Raw genomic sequence first — 26075 nt, forward strand, 5'->3', positions numbered from 1 at the left:
CCGTCACTCAGGGTTGTCTGCGAGCGATCTCGCGGCCCGGGCGCAGTGGGCGAGCGCGGCACGCGCGTACGCGGGCGAGGCACCCGCGAGCCCGCACGACGGGGTGATCACCACGGACTCTGTCAGAGTCCCCGGATTCAGCCCCAGCCTGCGCCACAGCGTCCTGACACCCATGACGCTACCGCCCGGGTCCGACAATCCGCCCGAGGCCGGGTCGGTGCCCGGCACCACCCCGAGGAAGAGCTGGGTGCCGCCCTCGACCGCTTCCCCGATCGCATCCTCCTCACGCTCGGTGAGCAGCGAGAAATCGAACGAGATACCGTCGGCCCCGGCCCGGCGCAGCAGCGCGAACGGCACATCGGGTGCACAGGTGTGAACGACCGTCGCCCCGTCCCCGACAGCCGCCAGGACATCGCGAAGGGTGCCCTCCACGATCTGGCGGTCGACGGCCCGGTAGGTGCGGTAGCCGCTCGCCGTCCTGATCCGCCCGCGCAGTACGCCGGTCAGCGACGGTTCGTCGAGCTGGAGGATCACTTCGGCGCCCGGCACCCTGCGACGTACCTCCGCCAGGTGGGCGCGCAGTCCCTCCGCCAGTGAGCCCGCCAGGTCGCGGCAGGCCCCCGGGTCGCCGAGCGCGGCCTCGCCGCCCCGCCGTTCCAGTGCCGCGGCCAGCGTCCAGGGACCGACCGCCTGGACCTTGAGCGGCCCCTCGTATCCCTGGGTGAACTCCTCCAGGGCGTCGAGGTCCTCGCCGAGCCAGGACCTGGCCCGGCGGGTGTCCCGTCCGGGCCGGTCGCTGACCCGCCAGCCACTGGGCTCGACATGGCCGTACAGGTCGACGAGCAGCCCGATGGTGCGCCCGATCATGTCCGCACCGGGCCCGCGGGCCGGCAGTTCGGCCAGATACGGCAGGCCCTCGCCGTCCCCGAAGGACCCGGTGACGGTCTTCGCCGCCTCCCGTGCGTCTCCCCCGGGCATGGAACCGATTCCGGTGGCCGGGCAACCCCTGAACTTGCTCTTCTCGCTCACACGGGAAGCCTAAGGCCGTGCACGCCCCGTCCGGTCGGTGGTGGCGATCAGCGCCCGGGGCGCACCGTGAGGTCGTTGACCTCGGCATCGCGCGGCAGGTCGACAGCCATCAGGATCGTGGTGGCCACCGACTCCGGGTCGATCCAGCGGGAGGGGTCGTACTCCTTGCCTTCCTGCTGGTGGACCTTGGCCTGCATGGGACTGGCGGTGCGCCCCGGGTAGACGGACGTCACCCGGACGCCGTTCGCGTGCTCCTCGTGGCGCAGCGAGTCGGCGAGCGCCTTCAGGCCGTGCTTGCTCGCGGCGTACGCGCTCCACTCGGCGTGCGCCGCGAGACCGGCGCCCGAGTTCACGAAGAGCACATGGCCCTGGGCGACCCGCAGTTGCGGCAGGAAGAGCCGGGTCAGCTCGGCGGGCGCGACCAGGTTGGCGTTGAGCTGGAAGTGCCATGCCTTGGGGGTGAGGTCACCGACCTTGCCGAGCTCCACGACGCCCGCGATGTGCAGCAGCGAGTCGACCCGCTCCGGCATCGCCTGCTGGGCGAACGCCCAGGAGAGCCGGTCCGGGTTGGAGAGGTCACCGACGAGCGTACGGGCGCCGGGGTGGAGCGCGGCCAGCTCCTTCGCGCGGCCCGCGTCACGGGCCAGCAGCACGGTCTCGTCACCGCGCTCCAGGAGACGACGGGTGACGGCTGCGCCGATGCCGGAGCCTGCGCCGGTGATGACATGAGTGGACATGCCCCCATGATCGCACTCCACTGATCGCGCCCCGCCGCCGCGTCACCGCAGGCCGGACCACTCCTCCAGGTAGGCCAGGGCGCCCACGCCGTCCTTCGCGAAGAACACCAGGTCGGTCAGCGGGAGTGGCAGGAAGCCCTCGTCCTCCATGCGCTGGAACTGCTGGCGCAGCCCGTCGTAGAAGCCCGCCGTGTTGAGCAGGACCACCGGCTTGTCGTGCTTGCCGTGCTTCTTCAGCTCCAGGATCTCGGTCGCCTCGTCGAGCGTCCCGGTGCCCCCCACCATGATCACGACCGCGTCGGCCTTCTCCAGGAGCAGCGCCTTGCGCTCGGCGAGATCGCGCGCGATCACCATCTCGTCCGCATTGGTACGCGCCTTCGCGGCCAGGAAGTCGACCGATACCCCGACCAGCCGTCCGCCCGATTCCTGCACCCCGTCGGCGACGACCTTCATCAGCCCGCTCTCCGACCCTCCCCAGACCAGTGTGTGTCCGCCCCGGCCGAGCCTTTCGGCGAATTCGCGGGCGGGCCGGGTGTAGCGGTCGTCGAGGTCGGCGGCGGAGAGGAAAACGCAGATGTTCATGCAGACACCGTAAGGGCCACCACTGACACACCCGGGCGCGCGAGTGGAAATCCGGCCGACGCCGGGGAAGAAACCGGCCCGCGACGCCGCTGAACCAGACATGACTTCCACACGAGGACACATCATCACCGTCGAACCCGGCACCGAGCATGTACGTGTGGTGCGTGACGGGCAGGTGCTCGCCGAGAGCCGGCGCCCGCTCGTACTGCGCGAGACGGGCTGTCCGGTCCGCTACTACCTGCCGCCCGAGGACGTCCGTACGGAACTCCTGACCGCTTCGGACACACACACCCACTGCCCGTTCAAGGGCGATGCCTCCTACTGGTCGCTGCCGGACGCGGCCGATCTCGTCTGGGCGTATCCGGAACCCAAGCCCGAAGTCGCCGCGATCAAGGGCCACTTCTGCTTCTACGACACCGAGACGGTCTCCGACTGATCGTCAAGCACCGCTGTGACCTTGGGAATTGAAGAATCTCAAAAACTCTCGGCCGAAGCGGTGACTTTTTCGCGGCATCGCAGTCAACCTTCACATGGACAAGACTCTCTCCCGCGACGGCACTTCGATCGCGTATCGGCGCCGGGGTGAAGGGCCGCCGGTGATCCTGGTGGGCGGGGCTCTGAGCACGGCGGCGACCGAGGCTCCCCTCGCGCGCCTCCTCGCGCCGCACTTCGAGGTGGTCACGTACGACAGGCGCGGGCGCGGCTCCAGCGGCGACAGCGGGCCGTACTCGGTGGAACGCGAGATCGGGGACCTGGCCGCGCTCGTCGCCGTGGTGGGCGGCCGAGCCTCGGTGTTCGGCGTCGGGGCCGGCGGGGCACTGGCCCTGGAGGCCCGGGCCGCGGGGCTTCCCGCCGACCTGCTGGCGGTCTACCAACCGCCCTACACCGTTCCTAGCCAGTGTGCATGAGTGGGTCCTGGACCCACCGATGTGTACTGGGTGCATCCCGAACGGTGTTGGATGCACTGGGTTGCCGCTTTCGCGTCCCGTTCGGCGGCACGTCTCTGGGGGCGTGGTCCGTTGCGGGTGGGCGGGTTCCCTCACGTCCTCGGGTGCCTGGCCTGGCCTGGGCGGTCCGATGCCCCGCACGATCGCTCCGGTCGTGTGGGGGCGGTGCCGTCCGACGCCGGACCGGGTGTCCGAGGGCGCGTCGTCCGATCGCGATGCCGGCGGCATCGTGACGGGACATCTTTCGCTTGGGGGTGGCCAGCGGTTTCTGCCAGTGCTGGGCACCCCACATCGAGGTGTAGTCGGGGTCGACCGCGACAATGCTCAGGCCCTGTTCGGCAGCCATGGAGACCAGCCGGGCCTTGAGCTTTCCGGTCGGAATGCCGGAGATCAGCTGCCTAAACCGCTTCCGGCGGCCGTGCTTCTCGCGGGTCTTCTCGGTGGTGAAGTCGAGGTCCTCGATGCCGATCGCGGCGACACCGGCCTGCTTGGCCCAGTGGATCAGCCGGGTCAGTGCGTGGCGGATCTGGGCGTCGCGGTGACCGGCCGAACCGGACAGGTCGTAGGGGAAACGGTGCGGGTCACCGACCGGGTTGCCATGCTGGTCGAGTTGGTAGGCGGCGAAGTGGTCGGCGTTGGTGTCGACGCCGATCATGCCCCGGGCGCGGGCGGTGGCCAGCGGGATGGTCTGCACGGCGGGGCGTTGCCAGGAGGCGGTGAGGTACCAGCGGCCACGCTGGGTGTCGAGGTGGATGCGGTAGGCGACGGCCCGGTTCGCGGTGATGCGGTCGGCCCACTCCACGCCCCGGTGCGCGAAGCCGATACGGACGGTGAGGGCGTAGCGGCCATGAGGGGTGTTGGCCAGGTGTGCGAGCGGGGCGGGCAGTTTGATGCTGACCTCGCCGTCCGGGGTGACGCGGATCGTTTCGTTCCCGAACCGTTTCCCGGACTCGCCGTCGGCGGCGATGAACCAGCGTTCCGCTTCCCAGCGTTCTCGCCACTGCTCTTCGGTCAGCCGGGCGTCGGTGAGGTGGTGGCGGGTGTTCAGGAGGTGTCTGCCGCCCCGCACGACCCGGACACGTCCGGCCTGCCGGTCACGGACCGCGGCATCGTGCCGGGCCTCCAGTACAGCGAGGCGGCGGGACTTGTGGAACCACTCGCCTTTGGAGCGGTAGCCACCGGCTGCCCGCTTCGTTCCCCTCGCGCCGATGGGGAGGGACAGGCGGTGCCGCAGCGTCCCGATCCCGGCCTCCAGATTCCGGATGTGCGCCGCCTGACAACGGCGCGCCAGCGCCCACTGATCATGGGTGGCCTTGGTGATCGCACCGGCAATCCGCGACGACGGCTGAGCGGTCAGGCCCCGCTTACGCGACGCCCAGGTGTCCGCGCCGTGCTCCAGACCATCCGCACAACGGGCCCTGAGATCACGCGAAGCCAGACGCCCCTGATACTCACCGACCGCACGCAGAACCTTCTCGTCCCGGGGCGTGAGGTGCTTCAGACGGTCCCGGACCGCCACCCCACAAGGCCCGGGCACCACGAAGGATGCCGCCAACTCCCGCACACCACCCACCACAACACCCCCTCCCACGAGACCGGACAACCACTACCCAGCCCAACGAGCACCAGCCGCCAAGGTCACCCATTCGGCCCCAGAACTACCGTTCCCGCCCCGCGAAGCCGCCGACAGGACCCACTCCTGCTCACTCCAACGCACTTCAGCTCAGCAAACCGACAGCAGCTCACAACCCCCGGGGCCTCGGGGGTGCAGTTCAAGGCCTGCTGCACGGCCCGGCTGCACCGGCTGCTGTCCGCCGGGGACCGCGGCGGGGCCGTGGAGCTGTTCCTGTCCGTGACGGGCGTCCCGGCCGACATGATCGTCCGGATGCGACGTGCACCGCTGTGGCCCGGCTTGGTGTCGTTGGCCCACATGCTCGCGTACGACGGCGCGCTGCTCGGGGACAGCCGATCCCGGCCGAGCGGTTCGCGTCCGTCACGTCACGGACGCTGGTGGTCTGCGGCGGCTTCAGCCCCACCCGGGCCTGGCTGTCGACCCGCGCCCTCGCGGACGCACTCCCGCGCGCCCGCCACCGCACCCGGACAGGCCGGACGCGCGATCTGGCTCCCCAGGCCCGGTGCTGGCGGAGTTCTTCGGCAGGGACATGTACGCGCGCCAGGCTTCCTGAGCCCGGGGCCTTCGGGCCCCTCCTCGATCTGCCCCGCGTGGCCACGCCCGTACAGGGGTCGGACGTGGCCGCGCGGGGCCTCGCCTCGCCGAGCTCAGGCTCCGAGTCCGAGCTCGAACCAGACGGTCTTGCCGCCCGGCCCGTACGCCCCCTCGCCTATGGCACACCCGCCCCAGCGGTCGGCGACGAGTTCGAGGATGGCCATGCCACGCCCAGCTTCGGCGTGGGGGTCGGCGGGCGGGGCGTACGGCCTGGGCAGGTCAGGGCTCATGTCCCACACGCTGACCCGGAGTACGGGGTGCCGCCACTGGAGCCGGACGGCTGCGGGCCCTTTGGTGTGCCGCACGGAGTTGGTGGTGAGTTCGGACGTCAACAGCTCGGCACGGTAACTGAGTTCGTCGAGTTCATGAGCACCGAGGATGGCCCGGAGGGTCGTACGGGCGATGCGGGGGCTGCGCGGGTCGCAGGGGAAGGCGAGCTCGTAACTCCAGGGCTCGGCGAACGGGATGGGGGCGGGGTGCTGGTGGATGTGCGGGGCGTAGGGGGTGGGTTCAGCCCTCACGGACACCTCCTGAGGTGCGTGCGAGTGGTCGAGTGGTCTCAAGTGGACGTGCGCCACGGGCGGTTGCGGCTGGGGTGGCGGTGGCAATGCCGGTCCGGGGCCCGCCGTTCCCGGGTGGGCGGGGTGGATCGGTGCGCTTCCGTCATCGACTGCGCGAGTGGCACGCATCACAGAGTAAGAGAGAAACTCATAACGGTGCTACCAAGTCACTCCGAAGAGTTAACTTCCCGCACTCGGTAGAACGTTGGGCTCCGAATAGGCACACTGTGCGCGAACCAAGGAGAGGGCGCATGGCACCGCGACAGACCCCAACCATCCTGCAACGTCGATTCGGCATCGAACTTCGGCGGCTGCGCGAGGGCGCAGGCATGACCGCCCCTGTAGCGGCCGATCTCCTGGGCACCGACCGTACGGTCATCTCCAATGTGGAAGCCGGCCGCTTCGGCGTCAGCGAAGAGCGCCTGCGTCGACTCGCCAGCATCTATGAGTGCAACGATTTCCCCCTTGTCGACGCACTGGCCGGGCTGACCGGCGGACGGAAGTCAGGCTGGTGGGAGGAGTACCGGGGCAAGATCCCGCCGGGCTTTCTGGATGTATCGGCCCTTGAGCACTACGCCGTGCGCCTACGCACCGTCCAGATCGCGCACCTTCCTGGCCTGTTTCATACCGAGGACCACGCGCGCGCGATTTTCGAACTCTTCGTCCCGGCCATGCCGCGCCTCGAAATCGAACTACGCGTGGCACACCGCTTGGCCCGCCAGTCGGTGGTCATGGGAGAACACCCGATCCCCTACACCGGCGTGATCCACGAAGCCGCGATCAGGATGCAGATCGGAGGCCTCGCTGTCACACGCGCTCAGCTTCTGCACCTGCTGGATGCAAGTGAACGCCCCAATGTCACGCTGCACGTCATCCCGTTCGCAGCCGGTGGCTTCCCGCTCCTCGGCGACTCGTCCGTCCTGTATGCAGAGGCCCCCAACCAGCATCTGGACACGGTGCAGTTGGACTCGCCCACCGGAGCCGTCTTCATCGACTCCCCCACACAGCTGGCGAACTTCCGTACCAGGCTGGACATGGTCGAGAAGGTGGCGTTGACTCCCGTCAAGTCCAGGGATTTCATCCGCTCAGTCCTCAAAGAGTTGTAGAGGTGCCTCACGTGTCCGGCCTGCATTGGCAGAAGTCGTCGTTCTCCGACGCAGGAGGCAACAACTGCGTCGAGGTTGCCGTAGCAGAGGGCACAGACATCGCGATCCGCGAGAGCGAGAGCCCGGAACGCGTCGTCACGACGAACCGGGCCGCACTCCGTGCGCTGGTGCTCGGAGTGAAGGCCGACGGGATCGGTCTCAGCTGATCGAGAAACACCGAACTTCGGGAGAGACACCCGGACGGCCACCGCGTCAGGCCCGACCTGGCGCCCCTGATAGATCGAGGCTATCGAGTAGTTACACCCAGCCCGCCACTCCGTCATATCAACTGCTAAATGACGGGGTGGCGTTACATTTGACGGCGCATCACCCGGTGGTACATTTGACATCGGTAAGATTGCTGAACTCATACACACTTGCGCATACTCACATACATACACACACGTACTGCATCAAACGCGCACTTGATCGCCTAAACGAGGCGGTCAGGACCGTCCGAACCTGATGAGCCCGGGGTGCAAGGCACCCGAGACGCGTAGGCAAAGCAGTTTGGATGGCGCGACCTACATACATACTTCTGCATTTTTGAATCTTGCTGCACGGCGGCCCTCCCGGGGCCGCACCCGAGAACATCCGCGTACCGCGTCGGCGCAGGTGTCTCGTTCCGAACCGTTGGGTTCGGATCGAGGCTGCCTGCGCACCCGATCCGACCCATGACAGGGAAGGCAAGGGTCGGTGGACGACACCGCTACCAACACCATTCTCGCCGCCGCTGGCGTGACCTCGATCCTCCTCTTCACCCTGAAGGGGCTGCTCGACCAGATCCCAGAGATGATGGACTCGGCCAGTCGAGTCCGCGACGCCTGGCAGCGCTTCAAGGGGCCCGAGCTTCCGCCCCGGATTGACGAGGAGCTGCCGCCCCCGGCGGATGACGAGGAGCCGCCCATCGCCGCGTAGGTCGCCCCGGTCTCCGGCACCTGAGCCCCGTCCAGTCAATTCCGACTGAGACGGGGCTCACTTGTGCCAGGTGGAGCTGCGCGACCGAGTGCGCTTGACCTACCATCAGTTCTGCGTGTGGGAGGTTGCAAGCTCTCGCACGCAGTCGAAGCCCTTTGCTTCGCTTCTTGTGATCTGCATCCAGATGGTGCAGGGCGTTCCAGGAGGCGCGAGACCGGGATGAGACAGGCGGGTTGGATACCTGCCGGTCACATCCAATCGATGTCGGCTCGCAAAGTCGCTTGAGGAGCATTCGACTCGCCACGGACTTAGCGCACCAACCACTGTATTGCCGAGCGCACCCGCCTCGGCCACTGAGACACCCAGCGTTACGTCGAGCGTGGGGCTTCTCGGTTCGAGCCACTTCACCGTGGCCGAGCTGACGAATGCCCTGCGCAAGAGACCCGGCTCGGTCACCTGTCTGAAAGGTACTGAGACTGTTGGACGCGGCCGTGACGCTCGGCATCCTCGCATTCTTTGGTGTGCTGTCGATCCTGCTCTTCGCCATCCGGGGGTTCCTCGACCAGTTGCCCGACGTTTTCGCTTCGGCACGTCGTGCTCGGATCGCCTGGCGTGACCTGAAGCAGGAGCGCACTGAGGAAGAACAACCGGAGGGATCGCAGTCCCAGCCCTCCGCGTAGGTCGTCCCGGCCTCCGGTGGCACCACGGAGCGCACGAGACCCCGCCCCGGCCTCCCCAGGCCCAGCGAGTACGCACGAGGCCCCCGGCGGTATCTCCGGGGGCCTCGTGCTGTTCAGCGGGTGGAACCGCCCGGCTCGATCTCACCGAGCTGCCGGGGCTCCTGCCCAGGCAAGAGGCGGTCGACCATCACCTCTGGACTCGACTGCATGTCGAGCGCCTTCATCGCTGCGGCCGAGTTGAGCCGGTCCTTGCGCTCCGGGTCGTCCACACGGTCAATGAAGATCGTGGCCATTTCGAGCTTGTGATCAACATCGATCTTACCTTCGTTGTGCTCCGCCTGCTTCGTGAGGTTGGCCATCGTGCGCTTCGAATGCAACGCCAACGCTCCGCCCCCAACTGTGATCAGCGCACCCGTCAGGGCCGTAACGTATGGCAGGAAGCTGACGTCTGGGTTCCCGGCATACACGAGCGCCAGGACCGCCCCCGCAAGGATCACCAGAGCACCGCCCGTCATAAACCAAACGCTGAGGCGGAACGTCCACTCGGCTTGCTTGAGCGAGTGGTTCAGGAACTCAAAGTGGAACTTCTGCCGCTGCTCCGCCAACGACTCCGGCCGTGCGGATGCAGCCGCAGCGGGCTCGGCCACACCTGACAGATCCTGGTCGGATGCGTGCTGGTCACCCTCAATCCGACCAAGGTTGATGGCCATGTTGCCAGCGGCGATGTAGTGGTTAATAGGCGTGCCGCGTTCCTCAGCGACCTTCGCAACCTCCGTAGCCGCCCGGACTATGGAGTCCACGTCCATCCGGCCCTCGTCCTGCGTCGCGTCGTCCTGCGTCACGTGGTCCCCCGTCCGCTCCACTGGCGCTGCGTCAACTCCTCACAGCGTAGTGCCAGTGAGTGACCCACGGGCTCAGGCGGCGATGGCCAGGCGGAAGCGGATCGGAGCCAGAGCGGCACCCCCGGAGAGAGGTGTGGGCGAGCCTCTGGTGTGCGCGTTCATCGGTGGCCGGGGCGCGGCGGGACTACTTGGCGCTGTTCGTCGAGCCCAGGTTCGAGAGCACTCCCGGTGGACCGCCGATGTCGTGAACCCGTCTACCAGGAGCTTCGCTTCGTAAGCCGTCCACCAACCGCCCGGCCACTCCGTCGGGTTGGAATGGGCTCTGTACCGGCCCCGGCGGTCAGCCGGATGCCGCCGCGGTCTCCCCTCGCACCGTCGTCGCGATAGTCGCCGAGCCGACCACCCGGGTGCCGTCGTACAGCACGACCGCCTGGCCGGGGGCCACGCCGCGTACCGGCTCGGTGAAGGTGACGTTCAGCGTTCCGTCGACCAGTTCGGCCGTCACTTCCGTCTCGCCGCCGTGGGCGCGGAGCTGGGCGGTGTACGCACCGGGGCCGGCCGGGGCCGTGCCGCACCAGCGGGGCTTGATGGCGGTGAGCGCGGTGACGTCGAGGGACTCGACCGGGCCGACCGTCACCGTGTTGTTCACCGGGGAGATGTCCAGGACGTAGCGCGGCTTGCCGTCGGCGGCGGGGTGGCCGATGCGCAGGCCCTTGCGCTGGCCGATGGTGAAGCCGAAGGCGCCCTCGTGGGTGCCGACCTTCGTACCCGACTCGTCGACGATGTCGCCCTCGGCCGTGCCGAGCCGGCTCGCCAGGAAGCCCTGGGTATCGCCGTCGGCGATGAAGCAGATGTCGTGGCTGTCGGGCTTCTTGGCGACGGCGAGGCCCCGGCGCTCGGCCTCGGCACGGATCTCGTCCTTGGTGGTGAAGGTGTCACCGAGCGGGAACATCGCGTGGGCGAGCTGCTTCTCGTCCAGGACGCCGAGGACGTACGACTGGTCCTTGGCCATGTCGGAGGCGCGGTGCAGCTCGCGGCTGCCGTCCTCGTTCAGTACGACGGTGGCGTAGTGGCCGGTGCACACGGCGTCGAAGCCGAGCGCGAGGGCCTTGTCGAGCAGCGCGGCGAACTTGATCTTCTCGTTGCAGCGCAGACACGGGTTGGGGGTGCGACCGGCCTCGTACTCGGCGATGAAGTCGTCCACGACGTCCTCGCGGAAGCGTTCCGCGAGGTCCCAGACGTAGAACGGGATGCCGATGACATCGGCGGCGCGGCGCGCGTCGCGGGAGTCCTCGATCGTGCAACAGCCACGCGCTCCGGTACGGAAGGACTGCGGGTTCGCGGAGAGGGCGAGGTGCACACCGGTCACGTCGTGGCCCGCCTCGGCGGCGCGGGCCGCGGCGACGGCGGAGTCGACACCGCCGGACATGGCGGCGAGCACACGGAGGGGGCGCTGGGAAGTCTCAGTCATAGCTCCACCAGAGTACGGGGCGCCGGGAACCGAACGCTCGCGGATATGCGTTGTGAATCACATGGGCAGCAAGAGGACGGCGGGCGCCAAGGGGTCCGCGGGGGCGAAGTCCGGGCACGGCATCAGCCGGCGCGGGCTGCTGATCGGCGCTGCCGTCACAGCCGCAGGCACGGCCGCGCTGGCATGGGAAGAGCTGGAGCGTGCCTGGTGGCGACTGCCCGGCGTGGACAAGCCCCGGACACCGGGCGAGGTGGATTTCGCGCGGGCCGAGTGGATATCGGCGTCCCCGGCGAACTGGCGGCGGGCCGACCGCCCCGCCGACTACCCCATCGACCGGGTCGTCATCCATGTCACCCAGGGCAGCTACCGGAGCGCGGTGAAGGTCTTCCAGGACCCGGGACACGGGGCGGCGGCGCACTACGTGGTACGCAAGGACGGCCATGTGACGCAGATGATCCGTGAGCTGGATGTGGCGTTCCACGCGGGGAACAGGTCGTACAACGAGCGCAGTGTCGGCATAGAGCACGAGGGCTTCGTGGACCGGCCGCAGGACTTCACGGCGGCGATGTACGGGGCGTCGGCGCGGCTGACGGCGGCGATATGCGGGCGGTACGGGATGCCGGTGGACCGCGAGCACATCATCGGGCATGTGGAGGTGCCGGGCACGGACCACACCGATCCGGGGAAGCACTGGGACTGGGACCGGTATCTGAAGCTGGTCAGGGCGGCGGGCGCGCGGTGACCACGAGGCCCGCCCGATCGCCGGACGGGCTCGATTTCAGCTGAGGCCCGCCGTCCGTGCCCGCTCCACCGCCGGGCCGATGGCGCGGGACACCTCGTCGATGTCCTGCTTGGTGGACGTGTGGCCGAGCGAGAAGCGCAGGGTGCCGCGGGCCAGGTCCGAGTCGGTGCCGGTGGCCAGCAGGACGTGGCTCGGCTGGGCGATCCCCGCGGTGCACGCGGAGCCGGTGGAGCATTCGATGCCCTGGGCGTCCAGCAGCAGGAGCAGCGAGTCGCCCTCGCAGCCGGGGAAGGTGAAGTGGGCGTTGGCGGGGAGCCGGCCGCCCGGGGCCGGGTCGCCGCCGAGGACGGCGTCGGGCACGGCCGCCAGCACGGCCGCGACCAGTTCGTCGCGGAGCCCGCCGATCTCGCGGGCGAACTCCTCCCGCCCGTCGGCGGCCAGCCGCCCCGCGAGGGCGAAGGAGGCGACGGCCGGCACATCGAGGGTGCCCGAGCGGACGTGCCGCTCCTGGCCGCCGCCGTGGAGCACGGGTACGGGGGTGTATTCGCGGCCGAGCAGCAGCGCGCCGATGCCGAACGGGCCGCCGATCTTGTGCCCGCTCACCGTCATCGCGGCCAGCCCGGACCGGGCGAAGTCGACTTCCAGCTGCCCGAACGCCTGCACCGCGTCCGCGTGCATCGGCACGTCGAACTCACGGGCCACGGCGGCCAGTTCACGTACCGGCATGATGGTGCCGATCTCATTGTTGGCCCACATCACGGTGACCAGCGCGACATCGTCGGGATCGCGGAGGATCGCCTCGCGCAGCGCGTCCGGGTGGACGCGTCCGTGCCGGTCGACGGGGAGGTATTCGACGTTCGCGCCCTCGTGTTCGGCGAGCCAGTCGACGGCGTCCAGCACCGCGTGGTGCTCGACGGGGCTGGCCAGCACCCGGGTGCGGCGGGGGTCGGCGTCGCGGCGGGCCCAGTACAGGCCCTTCACGGCGAGGTTGTCGGCCTCGGTGCCGCCGGAGGTGAAGACCACCTCGCTGGGGCGTGCGCCGAGGGCATCGGCGAGGGTCTCTCTCGACTCCTCGACGGTACGGCGGGCCCGGCGCCCGGCGGCGTGCAGTGAGGACGCGTTGCCGGTGACGGCGAGCTGGGCGGTCATCGCCTCGATCGCTTCCGGAAGCATCGGCGTGGTCGCGGCGTGGTCGAGGTAAGCCATGGTGGGCTCGATTCTACGAGCCCGGGGCGGGGCGTACGGCGGGCGCATGGTGCCCCGGCACCCGCGCACGGCCGGGTGCGGTCTTCCTCGGCCCGTTCCCGGGCCCGTCCGGGCGGGGAGGGCGTCGGGCTCCGCGCCCGGTTCAGCCGGCGAAGTTCCGGGCGACGAGGCCGTTGCCCGTGACGAGAAGGGGCCGCTCGGCCCCGGTGATTCCGCCGGTACGCGCGGTGGAGCGCACCGTGTCGTTTTGGCGACATGTCGCAAGCACGGCACCGGAAAGGTCTGGTGCGGCGATCAATGGGGGCCCCAGTCTTGAGCCGCACCGCGTGTCCGTTTCCTTGCCTCCTGGAAAGGTTCCGATGCACATACGGCATCGCTCTGCCGCCGTTCTGGCAGCAGGCGTCCTCATCGCCACCCTGTCTTCCACCTCCTCCGGCGCGAGCGCCGCCCCGGCGCCCGCCTCCGTCGGCGCGAACTCCGCCGGCCGCCCCCAGGTCAGCTCCGTCACGCTCGTGACCGGTGACCGGGTGCGGCTGGAGACCTTCCCCGGCGGCCGGAAGGCCATCTCCGTCGAGCCGGCCCCGGGCGCTTCGCAGGCCGACTTCAGCCAGCTGGAGATCGACAAGCAGTTGTACGTGCTGCCCCGCGCCGCGCTCCCGTACATCTCCTCCGGCAAGCTGGACCGGCAACTGTTCAACATCACCGCGCTGGTCAAGCAGGGGTACGACGACGCCCACACCTCCGCCATCCCGCTGATCGCCCGCTACACCGGCGGTACGGACCCCAAGTCCAAGGCAGCGCCCACCGGTTCACGCAAGGGTCTGGTCATCAAGAGCCTGCGCGGCGCGGCACTGAAGGCGGACAAGAAGCAGGCAGGGCGCTTCTGGAAGGCCATCGACGACGACGCACTCGCCAGGAGCGGCGCCGAGGGCGGCACGAAGAACGCTTCCAAGAACTCTTCTTCCAAGAACTCCGCTTTCAAGAACGCGGCCTTCGAGGGCGGCGTCGAGAAGCTGTGGCTGGACGCGAAGGTCCACGCCTCCCTCGATCGCAGCACCGCGCAGATCGGTGCGCCCGAGGCGTGGAAGGCCGGCTACGACGGCAAGGGCGCGACCGTCGCCGTCCTGGACACCGGCGTCGACGCCACCCACCCCGACCTGGCCGGGAAACTCGGCGAAGTACGCAACTTCACCGACGAGCCCACCGCGAACGACGGCCACGGCCACGGCACCCACGTCGCCTCCACCATCGCCGGCAGCGGCGCCGCCTCGGGCGGCTCGCGCAAGGGCGTGGCACCGGGGGCGAAGCTGCTGATCGGCAAGGTGCTCGACGACAAGGGCACCGGCTCGTACTCCGCCATGATCGGCGGCATGGACTGGGCAGCCCGCTCGGGCGCCGACATCGTCAACATGAGCCTGGGCGGCAGTCCCACCGACGGCACGGACGTACTCAGCCAGGTCCTCAACGGCCTCAGCGAGGAGACCGGCACGCTCTTCGTCGTCGCGGCGGGCAACACGGGCGCCGACTACACGGTGGGCTCCCCGGGCGCCGCGGAGAAGGCACTGACCGTGGGCGCCGTCGACCGCAACGACAAGCTGGCCCCCTTCTCCAGCCGAGGCCCGCGCGTCGGCGACAACGGCGCCAAGCCCGACCTCACCGCCCCCGGCGTCGGCATCGCCGCCGCCCGCGCCGCCGGTACGTCCATGGGCAGCCCGGTGGACGCGGCCTACACCGCCGCTTCGGGTACGTCCATGGCGACGCCGCACGTGGCGGGCGCGGCGGCGATCCTGGCCGGGCGCCACCCCGACTGGAGCGGCCAGCAGCTCAAGGACGCGTTGATGAGCACGACGCGTACCGCCCCCGACCAGACGGCCTACGAGCAGGGCACCGGCCGGGTGGACGTGGCCCGCTCGGTGCGCCAGCAGGTGCGCGCCACCGGCACCACCACCTTCGGCATCCTGGGACCGGACGCGGGCCCGCAGAAGGTGAGCGTCACCTACACCAACGACGGCGACGCGCCCGTAACGCTCACCCTGGACACCACCTTCGACAAGCTCTACGGCTCCCCGGCCCCGGCAGACGCCATAGGCACCCCCCAGCAGGTCACCGTGCCCGCCCACGGCACTGCCGACGTGGCCGTGACCCTCGACACGCCCGCGCTGCCGGAGGGCGTCTTCGGCGGACGCCTCACCGCCACCTCGGCCGACGGACAGGCCGTCGCACACACCGTTCTCTCTGCGACGAAGGACCCGGTCACGCACAAGGTCACCGTGCGCGGCATCGACCGCGCCGGGCAGCCGGCGACTGTCTCCCCGCTGATCATGCTGGGTCCCACAGGCCGCTTCGACGTCATTCAGGAGGTACCGGCGGGGCAGAGCCTGACACTGAACCTGCCCGAGGGCATGTACTACCTGCACGGCGTCATCACACAGCACTCGGAGGACAACGTCACCAACAGCCTGGTGGTCGACCCCCACCTGCGGGTGGGCGGCGCCACGGACCTGGTGCTCGACGCACGCAAGGCGGTCCCCGTGGAGATCCGGACCCCCCAGCGGGCCGAGCAGCGGGGTCCGCTGGTCTTCTCCACCCGCTGGACGAAGGGCGACCGGGAGTTCGTCAGCTACTTCACGAGCGCGCACAGCGGCGGACAGCTCCTCTACGTCACGCCCACCAAGGAGTTCACCGAGGGAACCTTCGAGTTCTCCTCCCGCTGGCAGCTGGCCGCACCGATGCTCGGTGCACGTGCCCTCTCCGCTGCCGCCGCGACCGGTGTCCCCGTCCGCCTGCTCCACAACTCTCCCGCCGTGGAAGGCGTGCGACGCCTGCGGGTGGTGGACGCCGGTCACGGACGCCCCGAGGACTACGAGGCGCTGCGCGCACGGGGCGTGGACGTCCGAGGAGCGGCGGTGCTCGTGGAACTGGAGGGGGTGGAGTACGACGAGGCGGTGACCTCGGCCGCCCGCGCCGGAGCCGCGGCCGCCGTCACCACCGCCGGCGGCAACAGGTACGCGGCCACGCCCTGGCAGCCGGTGAGCGAGCGGCTTCCGGCGATCGGGCTGTACGCCTCCCACGCCACCGCGCAGCGGCTGCGCGCGCCGCGCACCACGCTGGAGTTGAAGGGGACCCCGGAAAGCCCCTACCTCTACGAGGTCGTACAGCTCTCCGAAAAGCGCGTTCCCGAACACGTGGTCCACAAGGTCGGGCCGGGGAACACGGCCACCGTGGTCTCGCGCTACCCGGACACGGGCGGGGCACGCTACGTCACGGAGAACCGCGAGTCCTGGCGTCCGTGGGAGGAAGCGGCCCTCTCCCTGCGGTCCCGGTACGTCCGTACCGGGCAGGCGCGGACGGAGTACCTGAGCGGTCCCGCCGACACCCGGTGGCTGCACTGGGTCAACCCCCGCAACACCTGGGCGATCCACGCGGTAGGGACCGGCATGTTCGGCCCCCTGCGCACCTACCGGCCCGGTGAGCACGCCGCGGAGAGCTGGTACGCCCCCGTGGTGCGCCCGGCGATCCCCCGAGGTGTCGAAGGGCTCGCCCACCGCAAGGGCGACCAGCTGACCATAGGAATCCCCGAGTTCACCGACACCGCCTCCGGCCACTACGGCTACGCCCTGCCTCGCAAGGACGCCGGCACCCCCTACCCCGACGAGACCCGCGCCGTACTGCGTCGCGACGGCGAGATCCTCGCCGAAGGCCCCCGGGCGTGGGGTGTCTTCCCCGCGGGCGGGGACGACGGCCGTTACCAGTTGGACCTGGACGTGAAGCGCACCAGCCCCGAGGGCACCCTCTCGCGGGCCACCAGCACCCGCTGGTCGTTCACGGCCCCTCGCCCGGCCGAGGGCAAGGAGTCCCTGATTCCCCTCCTCCAGCTCGACTACGACGTAGCCACCGACCTCCAGGGCTCCGCCCCTGACTCCGGGTCCTTCGCCTTCGGAGTGAGCGCCCGCCACCAGGACGGTCTGACGGGCCGTTCCGTGAAGGGCATGGAGGTGTCCGTCTCGTACGACGACGGCGGGCACTGGCGGGCGGCGACGACTTCCGCCCGGGGCGACGGCGCCTACCGTGTCCGGGTCACCCACCCCTCGACTGCCCGCACCAGCGGGTACGTCACGCTACGGGTCCGCGCCTGGGACGACGCGGGCAACGAGGTGACGCAGGAGATCGAGCGGGCGTACGCGCTGAGGTAGTACGCGGGATCCGGAAGCCGCGACCGGCCCCGGTCGCGGCTTCCGTGCGTCCTACGACAGCCAGTCGCGCCGCGCCGCCTGCCACACCAGCTGCGTGCGCGTCTTCGCGCCCGCCCGCTGCATCAGCGCGGTGATCCGGCGCTGCACCGTGCGGTGGCTGACACGCAGTTGGGTGGCGATCGCCTTGTCCGCCACGCCCGCGACGACCAGGGAGAGCAGGTAGCGCTCGTCGCCGGCGAGACTGCCGCCAGGTCCCATGCCGCCGGCGAAGTCGGCCAGCTCGCCCGCCTCCGTGACGTGCAGCGGGGTCCCCGCAGCCCACTGGATGTCGAACAGGGCGACGAGGGCGTCCAGGAGAGTGCTGCTGCGGATGATCGCGGCGGTCGGCTCGCCGCGGGCGCCGGTCGTGCTGCTCGACATCAGGGGGCAGACGGCGACAGAGCTGTCGACGATGACCATGCGCACGGGGAGTGTGCTGGTGGCGCGGGCCGTTTCACCGGCGCGGATGCCCTGGGCGACGTTGTCGACCATGCCGGGCTGTTCCAGGCAGGCCCGTTCGTAGATCGCCTCGTAGCGGATGCCCTGGGCGAGCAGTTCGAACTCCTCGTCGTTGTCCTGGGCGCGCAGCGCCACGGGATCGGCCTTGCAGAACCACCGCAGGTCGCTGCGGGCCCCGTAGGCGAGTTGGCGCAGCTGCTGACGGATGGCGCCGGCCCCGGCGATCACCTCGACCAGTTGCCCGGCGTCATGGCGTCGGCCGCCCGCCCGGTACTCCTCGGCCAGCTGTTCCACTCCACGACGCGCCCACTCCAGCGCTTCTTGGCCACGCGCCAGCAGGGGCTGCAGCGCCACGTCCGGCGGGACGGGTACGTACCGCATGCCGCCGTCGCCTGGCAGCCGCCCGACCAGGCCTTTGTCATGCAGGGAGGACAGAAGCGACGCCGCCTCGCGTTCCCGGATGTGGAGCCGTTGGACGATCTCGTCCACGCCCGCACCTCGTACCTCCACCAGGTGGCGGTAGACCCGCTCCTCCGCTGCCCCGATCCCCGCTATCTCCAGCACGCACCCTCTCCCTCGCCGCAGCCCACCCCAGACGGACGCCCACTGTGCCATCCATGATCGAACAGGATGCGGGCGGTCCTGTCGAGCGATCAGAAGGCACCACAGTTTCCGCGAGCCCGAGGCGGGGCGTACGGCGGGCACATGGCGTCCCGGGACCCGAGCACCGCGGCGGCGGGGTCCGCTCCGCCCGGTTCAGCCGCCGAAGTTCCAGGCGACGACGCCGTTTCCGGTGACGAGGAAGGCAAGGACCACGAGGTCGGCGACGCCGAGCGCGAGCCCGAGCAGGGCGCGGCCGCGGCGGGAGGTGGACCGGACTAGGGCGAGGACCGCCATCACGATGGCGGCCGGGCCGAGCAGGATGTTCATCACCAGCAGACCGACGAGCCCGAGCACGAACGAGGCGACGGCCAGCCCGTCGGCGTCCCGGGTCCGGGCGCTGCGGCTGTCCGGCCGGGGCGCGGTGGCGGCGGCCACAGGATCGGGGCCGACTGCGAGCCCGGCTTCGGGGCCGGTTTCGGTCTTGGCGGCCGTTGTTCCGTCATCCGTTTCCGGGCGGTGGACCGATGCGGTGAGTGTCATGCTGCGGGCTCCTTCTGGTCGGTGGTCGGGACGGCGGTCAGCGCGAACGGCGCTGCGCGCCGGCCCGTTCCCGTACGGCGAAGATCAGCAGCCAGCAGCCGATCACGGCGGCCAGCGCGAGGGACAGAGGCAGCGGCAGCTGGACCACCGCTCCGAGCACGACCCCGAGCAGAAGCAGGGCGACGACGAGGACGATCATGTTCAGCCTTTCCGCAGGCTCTCCACGAGCATTTGAGAGTACGACTGTTCACTGACTTGCCAGTCTAGACCTGCTCGGCACTTCCCCACCCCGGAGAACAGTTGTTTACTGAATGGCATGAGTCACACCGTCGGCGTCCGCCAGGCCCAGAAGCTGAGAACCCGTCAGGCACTGCTGGATGCCGCACTCGGACTCCTGGAGCACCAGAGCCTCAGCAGCCTCGGGCTGCGCGAGGTGACCCGGGCCGCGGGCGTCACGCCCACCGCCTTCTACCGGCACTTCGACGACACCGCGGCGCTCGGTGTGGCGCTCGTCGAGGAGGCGCTGGGCAGCCTGCACGGGATGATCGGGGCGACGCTCGCCGAAACCGGTGACAGCGAGGAGCGCCTGGATCGCAGCATCGAGCTGATCATGCGCCATGTCGGCGAACAGCCCGCCCACTTCCGCTTCATCGCCCGTGAACAGCACGGCGGCGTCGGCCCGGTCCGCGAGGCCATAGCGGCCCAACTTCGGCGGTTCGCCGAGGAGGTGGCGGCGGCGCTCGCCGAGGAGCCGGAGTCCCGGGGCTGGAGCGAGGAGGACCTGCTGATGCTCGGCGGTCTCTATGTCGACCACATGGTGATCACCGCGTCGGCACTGCTGGACGCGGGGCCGGACGGCGAGCGGGAGGTCGCCGGAGTGGCCCGCCGCCGGCTGAGACTGGTCACCCTCGGCAGGCTGCACTGGCTGGACGACGCCGGCAGGGCCGACGCGCCTTAGGGCCTCCCGTACGGATCAGGGCGCGCCCGCCTGCCCGTACAGCGCCACGACCGCCGCCGCGTGGCGGGCGAGGACGTCCCGCGCCTCGGGCGGCGAGAGCACTTCCAGGTTCGGGCCGAAGGAGAGCAGGGAGCGGGCCCACTCGACCGAGTCGACGGCCAGCTCGGCCCGCAGCCACTGCCCGCTCTCCTCCGGGCACGGCTCCCCCGTCAGCGCCCCGGCGTGCAGGCGTACGAACAGGTCGAGCCGGGAGCGGTGCACGCGCACCCGCAGCCGTACCCGCCCCGGCCGCTCCTCGACCTGCCTGCGCAGCTCGTCCCACAGGTCCGCCAGCTCCGCCCCGGGCCGGCGCACGACCGGTTCGTCCGCGAGGCCGGCCCGCCGCACCCGGTCGGCCCGGAAGAGCCGGGGCACCCCGTCCCGGTCCGCCACCAGGTACCAGACGCCCGCCTTCACGACGAGGCCGTACGGATCGACGGTGTAGGTGCGCGGGGTGCTCGTACCGCTGTGGCGGTAGTCCAGCCGCAGCCGCCGGTCGGCGAAGACGGCCTCGTGGAGTTCGGCCACATCGACGGCCGGCTGCGGGCCGCTCATCCAGCGCACCGGGTCGACCAGGATCCGCCTGCTGGTCAGTTCGGCGGCGGGCCGGTGCGGTGCGGGCAGGGCGGCCATCACCTTGCGCAGCGCGGAGCCGAGCGCCTAGTCGAGGCCGAGCGCGGCATGGGCGCCCTCGGCGGCGAGGACGAAGAGGGCGCGCGCCTCGTCGGCGGTGAGCCCGGTGACATCGGTACGGAACCCGGGCAGCAGCGCGATGCCGCCGTGCCGCCCGCGTTCGGCGTAGACCGGGACGCCGGAGGCGGAGAGCGCCTCGATGTCCCGGTAGACGGTGCGTACGGAGACTTCGAGGCGCTCGGCGAGCTCGGTGGCGGGCACCAGGCCACGGGTCTGGAGCAGCAGGAGGATCGAGAGCAGCCGATCGGATTTCACCTCACCAGCTTCTCCCGGCCACTGCCCCTTCCCCGCCGCCGGCCGTCAGGAGCGCGGTGCGCGTGCCAGTTGCCGGGACTGGGCCACCAGTCGGTCCGCGCTGTCCCAGACGTCCGCGTCCTCCTCCAGGAAGCCGCCCGCGAGGTTGCGGGTGGTGATGGAGACGCGCAGCGGGCCGGGGGCGGGGCGGCAGCGGATGTGGGTGGTGAGTTCGATGGTCGGCGTCCAGCCCTTGAGGCCCAGTTCGAACGAGGTGGGCGGCAGCGCGTCGACGGCGAGCAGCAGCGAGAGCGGGTCGGCGTCGCGGCCGTCGGCGAGGCCGAACCAGCCGCGCATCTCGCCCTTGCCGGAGGGTGCGCCAATGGCCCACCCGACCGTCGCCGGGTCGAGCTTGATGTCGAGCCGCTCGGTGATGGCCGAGCTGCCGGGGATCGGGGCCGGGCCGTCGCTCGGGCCGAAGCAGTGCTCCATCGGCGGGATGGCCGGCGGCTTCGCCGACGTACGGACCTCGTCGGACAGGCCGTCCAGGTCGCCGTAGGTGGCGATGACCCGGATGCGCTCGACCTCGGTGCCGTCCTCCGCGAACTGGAAGAGGGAGGCCTGGCCGGTGGAGAGGGTGCGGCCGGTGCGGACGGTCTGGGTCCGGATCACCGCCGGGCCGGGCACGGACGCGGTGAGGTAGTGCGCCGAGACGGAGAAGGGGTCCGGGTGCGGCAGGGCCTGGCCGAGCGCGCGGCCCAGCATGGCCAGCAGGTATCCGCCGTTGACCGCATGGATGATCGTCCATCCGGCGGAGAGTTCGGCGTCGTAGACGCCCTCTTCGCGAAGAGTGACGGCGGTGTCACGGTCGAACTCACTGTTCCCGATGGTCGCCGGTCCGGTCTGTGCCGACTGCTCCGCCGACTGCTCTGCTGCCTGTACCATGCGATGCACCGTACACCGATTGTATTACTGAGCGGTAGCTTTTTTGCTGGGATCACAGCGCCGCCCCGGGTGGTCGCTCAGCTCTCCTCGGCCGTCGCGGACTTCCGGTTGTAGGCGCGCGGGGCCCGCCAGTGGTAGCGCATCGCCAGCAGCCGCAGTACGAAGGCCATGATGACCGCGGTGCCGCTGGTGAACGCGTTGAGCGTGTCGAAGCGGATGCACAGCACGATCATGGTGGCGCCGACCATCGCGGGTACCGCGTACAGGTCCCGGTCCCAGCGCAGCAGCGAAGGCACCTCGTTGGCCAGTACGTCGCGCAGCACACCGCCGCCGACCGCGGTGGCCAGCCCCAGGGCCGCCGACGCGGTGAGGCCGAGGCCGTAGTCGTACGCCTTGACCGTGCCCGTGACGCAGAACAGCCCGAGGCCGGCCGCGTCGAAGACATTGACGCCCACCTGGATCCGTTCGACGTGCGGATGCAGGAAGAACACCAGGCCGGCGGCGAGGAGCGGGGTGGTGAAGTAGCCGAGATCCGTGAACGCCGCGGGCGGGACCGCCCCGATGACGATGTCACGGAACAGCCCCCCGCCCAGCGCGGTCACCTCGGCGAGTACCGCGATGCCGAAGACATCGAAGTTCTTGCGGACGGCGAGCAGAGCGCCGGAGATCGCGAAGACGAAGATTCCGACGATGTCGAGCGCATGCTGGACGGAGGGCGTGAACAGTTCGTTGAGCACCGGGCAATTGTGCCGGTACTGCTCCCCGGTACTACTCCTTCGTGCTGTCCTCCGGCGTATCGGGCGAGGCGGCGTCGCCGTCCCCCACCTCTGCCTCGTCCGCCGCGGGCTCGGCGGATGCGGCCACCTCGGGCTCGACGGATGCAGGCTCGTCCGCCGCCGGCTTGCTCACGTCGACGATCTCGATCGCTTCGCGCGCCGCCGCCGTCACCGTCTCGCCGGGCGCCTGGTCCGGCGCGTTCTCCGGGTGGTGGCAGGCCACCTGGTGCCCGGTCTTCAGCGCGACCAGCGGCGGTTCCTGCGTCTTGCAGATCTCCGTCGCCTTCCAGCACCGGGTGTGGAAGCGGCAGCCGCTGGGCGGCGAGATCGGCGACGGTACGTCGCCCTTCAGCAGGATGCGCTCGCTCTTGGCCGAGCGGCGCTTCGGGTCCGGGATCGGGACCGCCGAGAGCAGCGCCTTGGTGTACGGATGCATCGGCGCCTTGTAGAGCGACTCGCGGTCCGCCAGCTCCACGATCTTGCCGAGGTACATCACCGCGATCCGGTCCGACACGTGCCGTACGACCGAGAGGTCATGGGCAATGATCACGTACGTCAGGCCGAGCTCGGCCTGGAGGTCGTCGAGCAGGTTCACGACCTGCGCCTGGATCGAGACGTCCAGCGCCGACACCGGCTCGTCCGCCACGACCAGCTTGGGGTTGAGCGCGAGCGCGCGGGCGATCCCGATGCGCTGGCGCTGACCGCCGGAGAACTCGTGCGGGTAGCGGTTGTAGTGCTCGGGGTTGAGGCCCACGACCTCCAGCAGCCGCTGCACCTCCTTCTTGACGCCGCCCTCGGGCGTGACGCCCTGCAGCTTGAAGGGGGCACCCACGATCGTGCCGATCGTGTGCCGGGGGTTCAGCGAGGAGTACGGGTCCTGGAAGATCATCTGCATGTCCCGGCGCATCGGGCGCATGGCGCCGACGCCGAGGTGCGTGATGTCCCTCCCCTCGAACTCGATGTTCCCCGCGGTGGGTTCGAGCAGCCGGGTGATCAGCCGGCCCATCGTCGACTTTCCGCAGCCGGACTCCCCGACGACGCCCAGGGTCTCGCCCGAGTGCACCTCGAAGTCGATCCCGTCGACGGCCTTCACGGCACCGGCACTGCGCTGCAGCAGCCCCTTCTTGAGGGGGAAGTGCTTCTGCAGCCCGGTCACCTTGAGCAGCACCTCGCGGGAGGCTGCGTCCTTGACCGCCGCGCCGCTCCCGGCGGACCTCTGCGCCGGAACGTCCACGCCCTTGTCCTCGCTCGTCACGGCCTTGTCCTCGCTCACAGCTTGGGCGCAATCTCTTCGGTCCAGATACGCTCCCGCTGCTCCTGCGACATGTGGCAGGCCGCCCAGTGCCGGCTGCCGACCTCCTGCAGCTCGGGCCGTACGGTGCGGGTCACGTCGTCCTTGGGTACATCCGCGTACGGGCAGCGCGGGTTGAAGGCGCAGCCCGACGGGATGTTGATGAGCGACGGCGGGGAACCCTTGACCGGGATGAGCCGGTCGGTCTGGTCGCGGTCGAGGCGCGGCATCGAACCCAGCAGACCCCAGGTGTAGGGGTGCCGGGGCTCGTAGAACACCTTCTCGGCCGGTCCGCGCTCGATGCAGCGCCCGCCGTACATCACCAGGATGTCATCGGCGAGCTCGGCCACGACGCCCAGGTCGTGGGTGATGATGATGACCGCGGAGCCGAACTCCTTCTGCAGGTCCCGGATCAGGTCCAGGATCTGCGCCTGGACGGTCACGTCCAGCGCGGTCGTCGGCTCGTCGGCGATCAGCAGCTCGGGGTTGTTGACCAGCGACATGGCGATCATCGCGCGCTGGCGCATCCCGCCGGAGAACTCGTGCGGGTAGCTGTCGACGCGCTTGTCGGGCTGCGGGATGCCGACCCGGTCGAGCATCTCGATCGCGCGCCTGCGGGCGGTCTTCTTGTCCACGTCGTGATGGACCCGGTACGCCTCCACGATCTGCTTGCCGATCGTGTAGTACGGGTGCAGCGCGGACAGCGGGTCCTGGAAGATCATGGCCATGTCGCGACCGCGCAGCTTGCGCACCTCGTCCGGGTCCGCGGACAGCAGTTCCTTGCCGTCCAGCCAGATCTCGCCGGAGACCTGTGCCTTGCGCTTTCCGTACTGGCCCGCGGTGTGCAGACCCATGATGCCCAGCGACGTGACGGACTTGCCGGAGCCGGACTCGCCGACGATGCCGAGGGTCTTGCCCTTCTCCAGCTGGAAGTTGAGCCCGTCGACGGACTTGACCAGACCGTCATCGGTCGGGAAGTGCACCTTGAGGTCGCGCACTTCGAGGAAGGCGGTGGGAGCGGGCGAGCCGACCGGGGCAGGTTCGCCCAGCGCGGCACCGCTCTTGTGCAGTTCGGTCATCCCAGCCTCACTCGCGGGTCGATGACGGCGTACAGAATGTCGACGACGAGGTTGGCGACGGCGATCGCGAGAGCCGCGAACAGTGTGACGCCGAGGATCACGGGCAGGTCCTTGCTGCTGATGGCCTGGACCGCCGCGAGCCCGAGCCCCGGCAGGTTGAACGTGGACTCGGTGAGGACGGCGCCACCGAGGAGCACGCCGATGTCGAGGCCGAAGACGGTGAGGATCGGCGTCATCGCGGAACGCAGGGCGTGCCGGGTGATGACGGTGCCCTCGCCCAGGCCCTTGGCACGGGCGGTGCGGATGTAGTCCTCGCCGAGCACTTCGAGCATGGTGGCTCTGGTGAGCCGGGCATACATCGCGGCGTTCAGGAAGGCGAGCACGATCCACGGCAGGATCAGCGTCTGGAACCAGGTGCCGATGCCGTCGTCCGTGGAGAGGTTGTCGGCGATGTGCACCCAGCCGAGGTTGTGCACGAACAGGCCCATCGCGACCATGCCGGTGAAGAAGATCGGCAGGGAGACGCCGCCGAGGGCGGTGGTCATCGCGGCACGGTCCCAGATGCTGCCGCGCTTCAGCGCGGACACGACACCGGTGGCGACGCCGCCGAGGAGCCACAGGACGCAGGCACCGGCGGCGAGCGCACCGGTGACGGGCAGGGCGTCCTTGAGGGTGGTCCAGACCGGCACTTCGGTGCGGAAGGAGTAGCCGAAGCAGGGTGCGGCGCAGTGGGTGACGTCGTCACCGTTCGCATAGTCGCGCCCCATCGGGATGCCCTTGACGAAGTCCCAGAACTGGACGAGGAGGGGGTCGTCGAGACCCAGTTTGATCCGGATGCCCTGGAGCTGCTCGGCACCGGAAGCCTTGCCGGCGAAGAGGACTGCGACGTCCTGACCCGCCCACTTGGGCAGCATGAAGAAGATGGTGAAGGTCGCGAGCAGTACGACGAGCACCATGATGACTACGGCGAACAGGCGCCGGATGAGATAAGCAAGCACTGTGTCGGCCCGCCGGTGGCCGGGAACCCCTTGTGGGGGCTCCCGGCCACCGCCCCGGGCCATCACCTGCCCTTCGGACTGGCGGGTTTCGGCGGCGGTGGAGCAGTCAACCGGGTTGACTGCACATGCTGTTGACTCCAGC

Annotated in this window: 24 protein-coding genes and 3 pseudogenes; 10 read left to right on the forward strand and 17 right to left on the reverse strand. The window is 69.9% G+C overall.

The features are described 5' to 3' along the window. Positions 1-3 precede the first annotated feature (3 nt). From OG953_RS13345 to OG953_RS13355, 3 genes are read right to left on the reverse strand one after another with little or no spacing between them, the layout of a single operon-like run. On the reverse strand, positions 4-1029 hold the full coding sequence (locus OG953_RS13345; RefSeq protein ID WP_405684356.1) for a methionine synthase: 1026 nt from the start codon (positions 1027-1029) through the stop codon (positions 4-6). A gap of 47 nt (positions 1030-1076) precedes the next feature. Further along, positions 1077-1766 (reverse strand): SDR family oxidoreductase, encoded by a 690-nt coding sequence (locus tag OG953_RS13350; protein WP_401990222.1) that lies wholly within the window; start codon positions 1764-1766, stop codon positions 1077-1079. A 42-nt stretch (positions 1767-1808) separates the two neighbouring features. Next, positions 1809-2348: a TIGR00730 family Rossman fold protein gene (locus OG953_RS13355; RefSeq protein ID WP_114246802.1), complete on the reverse strand. Its 540-nt coding sequence runs from the start codon at positions 2346-2348 to the stop codon at positions 1809-1811. Positions 2349-2448: 100 nt separating this feature from the next. Between OG953_RS13355 and OG953_RS13360 the strand changes: the two genes are divergently transcribed. Together OG953_RS13360 and OG953_RS13365 are read left to right on the forward strand one after the other, a co-directional pair. After that, the gene (locus OG953_RS13360) at positions 2449-2784 is read left to right on the forward strand and encodes a DUF427 domain-containing protein (protein ID WP_405684357.1); all 336 of its coding nucleotides are present in this window, start codon (positions 2449-2451) and stop codon (positions 2782-2784) included. Between the two features lie 94 nt (positions 2785-2878). Next, positions 2879-3235, forward strand: a pseudogene (locus OG953_RS13365) (alpha/beta fold hydrolase); the annotation flags it as partial. Between the two features lie 4 nt (positions 3236-3239). Here the strand turns inward: OG953_RS13365 and OG953_RS13370 are convergent. Next, entirely contained in the window at positions 3240-4868 is a 1629-nt protein-coding gene (locus OG953_RS13370) for an IS200/IS605 family accessory protein TnpB-related protein (RefSeq protein WP_405684358.1), read from the reverse strand. A 174-nt stretch (positions 4869-5042) separates the two neighbouring features. Between OG953_RS13370 and OG953_RS13375 the strand changes: the two are divergent. Then, a pseudogene (locus OG953_RS13375) lies at positions 5043-5481 on the forward strand (alpha/beta hydrolase); the annotation flags it as partial. Positions 5482-5575: 94 nt separating this feature from the next. On the opposite strand, the gene OG953_RS13380 reads toward OG953_RS13375, so the two are convergent. Then, positions 5576-6043: an ATP-binding protein gene (locus tag OG953_RS13380; protein ID WP_405684360.1), complete on the reverse strand. Its 468-nt coding sequence runs from the start codon at positions 6041-6043 to the stop codon at positions 5576-5578. A gap of 290 nt (positions 6044-6333) precedes the next feature. On the opposite strand from OG953_RS13380, the gene OG953_RS13385 reads away from it, so the two are divergent. The 4 genes from OG953_RS13385 (at position 6334) to OG953_RS13400 (ending at position 8825) form a co-directional block, all read left to right on the forward strand. Then, on the forward strand, positions 6334-7188 hold the full coding sequence (locus OG953_RS13385) for a helix-turn-helix domain-containing protein (protein ID WP_405684362.1): 855 nt from the start codon (positions 6334-6336) through the stop codon (positions 7186-7188). 11 nt (positions 7189-7199) lie between these two features. Continuing rightward, positions 7200-7394 (forward strand): DUF397 domain-containing protein, encoded by a 195-nt coding sequence (locus OG953_RS13390; protein WP_405684363.1) that lies wholly within the window; start codon positions 7200-7202, stop codon positions 7392-7394. A 529-nt stretch (positions 7395-7923) separates the two neighbouring features. After that, complete coding sequence (locus tag OG953_RS13395; RefSeq protein WP_405684365.1) at positions 7924-8145, forward strand: hypothetical protein; 222 nt, start codon at positions 7924-7926, stop codon at positions 8143-8145. Positions 8146-8624: 479 nt separating this feature from the next. Then, positions 8625-8825 (forward strand): hypothetical protein, encoded by a 201-nt coding sequence (locus OG953_RS13400; RefSeq protein ID WP_329835399.1) that lies wholly within the window; start codon positions 8625-8627, stop codon positions 8823-8825. A 113-nt stretch (positions 8826-8938) separates the two neighbouring features. Here the strand turns inward: OG953_RS13400 and OG953_RS13405 are convergent, their stop codons facing one another. Both OG953_RS13405 and mnmA read right to left on the reverse strand, forming a co-directional pair. Further along, on the reverse strand, positions 8939-9667 hold the full coding sequence (locus tag OG953_RS13405) for a hypothetical protein (protein WP_405684367.1): 729 nt from the start codon (positions 9665-9667) through the stop codon (positions 8939-8941). Between the two features lie 340 nt (positions 9668-10007). Further along, on the reverse strand, positions 10008-11138 hold the full coding sequence (mnmA, locus tag OG953_RS13410; RefSeq protein WP_405684368.1) for a tRNA 2-thiouridine(34) synthase MnmA: 1131 nt from the start codon (positions 11136-11138) through the stop codon (positions 10008-10010). A 61-nt stretch (positions 11139-11199) separates the two neighbouring features. Between mnmA and OG953_RS13415 the strand changes: the two genes are divergently transcribed. Then, the gene (locus OG953_RS13415; RefSeq protein WP_405684369.1) at positions 11200-11880 is read left to right on the forward strand and encodes an N-acetylmuramoyl-L-alanine amidase; all 681 of its coding nucleotides are present in this window, start codon (positions 11200-11202) and stop codon (positions 11878-11880) included. 36 nt (positions 11881-11916) lie between these two features. Here OG953_RS13415 and OG953_RS13420 read toward each other — a convergent pair whose 3' ends face one another. After that, entirely contained in the window at positions 11917-13086 is a 1170-nt protein-coding gene (locus OG953_RS13420; protein ID WP_405684371.1) for a cysteine desulfurase family protein, read from the reverse strand. Between the two features lie 359 nt (positions 13087-13445). Between OG953_RS13420 and OG953_RS13425 the strand changes: the two genes are divergently transcribed. Continuing rightward, positions 13446-17279, forward strand: coding sequence for a S8 family serine peptidase (locus OG953_RS13425; protein ID WP_405684372.1), 3834 nt, complete (start codon positions 13446-13448; stop codon positions 17277-17279). A gap of 51 nt (positions 17280-17330) precedes the next feature. Here the strand turns inward: OG953_RS13425 and OG953_RS13430 are convergent, their stop codons facing one another. From OG953_RS13430 to OG953_RS13440, 3 genes are all read right to left on the reverse strand, one after another. Further along, a complete protein-coding gene (locus OG953_RS13430) occupies positions 17331-18341 on the reverse strand; it encodes a helix-turn-helix domain-containing protein (RefSeq protein ID WP_405684373.1) in 1011 nt (336 codons plus the stop codon). Positions 18342-18533: 192 nt separating this feature from the next. Then, positions 18534-18920 carry a DUF4190 domain-containing protein gene (locus OG953_RS13435; RefSeq protein WP_405684374.1) on the reverse strand — a complete coding sequence of 129 codons (387 nt, stop codon included), beginning with the start codon at positions 18918-18920 and terminating at the stop codon, positions 18534-18536. Positions 18921-18957: 37 nt separating this feature from the next. After that, positions 18958-19119 carry a hypothetical protein gene (locus OG953_RS13440; protein WP_384447100.1) on the reverse strand — a complete coding sequence of 54 codons (162 nt, stop codon included), beginning with the start codon at positions 19117-19119 and terminating at the stop codon, positions 18958-18960. 117 nt (positions 19120-19236) lie between these two features. Here OG953_RS13440 and OG953_RS13445 point away from each other — a divergent pair, with 117 nt between their 5' ends. After that, positions 19237-19878: a TetR family transcriptional regulator gene (locus OG953_RS13445; RefSeq protein WP_405684376.1), complete on the forward strand. Its 642-nt coding sequence runs from the start codon at positions 19237-19239 to the stop codon at positions 19876-19878. Between the two features lie 15 nt (positions 19879-19893). On the opposite strand, the pseudogene OG953_RS13450 reads toward OG953_RS13445, so the two are convergent. The 6 genes and pseudogenes from OG953_RS13450 to OG953_RS13475 form a co-directional block, all read right to left on the reverse strand. Next, positions 19894-20865 (reverse strand): annotated as a pseudogene (locus OG953_RS13450) (helix-turn-helix transcriptional regulator). A gap of 45 nt (positions 20866-20910) precedes the next feature. Next, complete coding sequence (locus tag OG953_RS13455; protein ID WP_405684378.1) at positions 20911-21789, reverse strand: thioesterase family protein; 879 nt, start codon at positions 21787-21789, stop codon at positions 20911-20913. 77 nt (positions 21790-21866) lie between these two features. Next, entirely contained in the window at positions 21867-22526 is a 660-nt protein-coding gene (locus OG953_RS13460) for a trimeric intracellular cation channel family protein (RefSeq protein ID WP_405684380.1), read from the reverse strand. A 31-nt stretch (positions 22527-22557) separates the two neighbouring features. After that, positions 22558-23838 carry an ABC transporter ATP-binding protein gene (locus tag OG953_RS13465; protein ID WP_405684382.1) on the reverse strand — a complete coding sequence of 427 codons (1281 nt, stop codon included), beginning with the start codon at positions 23836-23838 and terminating at the stop codon, positions 22558-22560. Continuing rightward, the gene (locus OG953_RS13470; RefSeq protein WP_405684387.1) at positions 23835-24935 is read right to left on the reverse strand and encodes an ABC transporter ATP-binding protein; all 1101 of its coding nucleotides are present in this window, start codon (positions 24933-24935) and stop codon (positions 23835-23837) included. Before OG953_RS13470 ends, OG953_RS13465 begins: the two co-directional genes overlap by 4 nt. Continuing rightward, positions 24932-25933, reverse strand: a complete 1002-nt coding sequence (locus OG953_RS13475) for an ABC transporter permease (RefSeq protein WP_405691805.1) — start codon at positions 25931-25933, stop codon at positions 24932-24934. Before OG953_RS13475 ends, OG953_RS13470 begins: the two co-directional genes overlap by 4 nt. Between the last annotated feature and the right edge of the window lie 142 nt (positions 25934-26075).

This window comes from Streptomyces sp. NBC_00057, from assembly GCF_045041165.1.
Taxonomy (GTDB): domain Bacteria; phylum Actinomycetota; class Actinomycetes; order Streptomycetales; family Streptomycetaceae; genus Streptomyces.

Coding starts and splice junctions, on each gene's coding strand:
- OG953_RS13425 (WP_405684372.1), top strand. CDS start 13,446: ATGCACATACGGCATCGCTCTGCCGCCGTTCTGGCAGCAGGCGTCCTC.
- OG953_RS13470 (WP_405684387.1), bottom strand. CDS start 24,935: ATGACCGAACTGCACAAGAGCGGTGCCGCGCTGGGCGAACCTGCCCCG.
- OG953_RS13350 (WP_401990222.1), bottom strand. CDS start 1,766: ATGTCCACTCATGTCATCACCGGCGCAGGCTCCGGCATCGGCGCAGCC.
- OG953_RS13440 (WP_384447100.1), bottom strand. CDS start 19,119: ATGATCGTCCTCGTCGTCGCCCTGCTTCTGCTCGGGGTCGTGCTCGGA.
- OG953_RS13435 (WP_405684374.1), bottom strand. CDS start 18,920: ATGACACTCACCGCATCGGTCCACCGCCCGGAAACGGATGACGGAACA.
- mnmA (WP_405684368.1), bottom strand. CDS start 11,138: ATGACTGAGACTTCCCAGCGCCCCCTCCGTGTGCTCGCCGCCATGTCC.
- OG953_RS13445 (WP_405684376.1), top strand. CDS start 19,237: ATGAGTCACACCGTCGGCGTCCGCCAGGCCCAGAAGCTGAGAACCCGT.
- OG953_RS13455 (WP_405684378.1), bottom strand. CDS start 21,789: ATGGTACAGGCAGCAGAGCAGTCGGCGGAGCAGTCGGCACAGACCGGA.
- OG953_RS13360 (WP_405684357.1), top strand. CDS start 2,449: ATGACTTCCACACGAGGACACATCATCACCGTCGAACCCGGCACCGAG.
- OG953_RS13355 (WP_114246802.1), bottom strand. CDS start 2,348: ATGAACATCTGCGTTTTCCTCTCCGCCGCCGACCTCGACGACCGCTAC.
- OG953_RS13385 (WP_405684362.1), top strand. CDS start 6,334: ATGGCACCGCGACAGACCCCAACCATCCTGCAACGTCGATTCGGCATC.
- OG953_RS13415 (WP_405684369.1), top strand. CDS start 11,200: ATGGGCAGCAAGAGGACGGCGGGCGCCAAGGGGTCCGCGGGGGCGAAG.
- OG953_RS13420 (WP_405684371.1), bottom strand. CDS start 13,086: ATGGCTTACCTCGACCACGCCGCGACCACGCCGATGCTTCCGGAAGCG.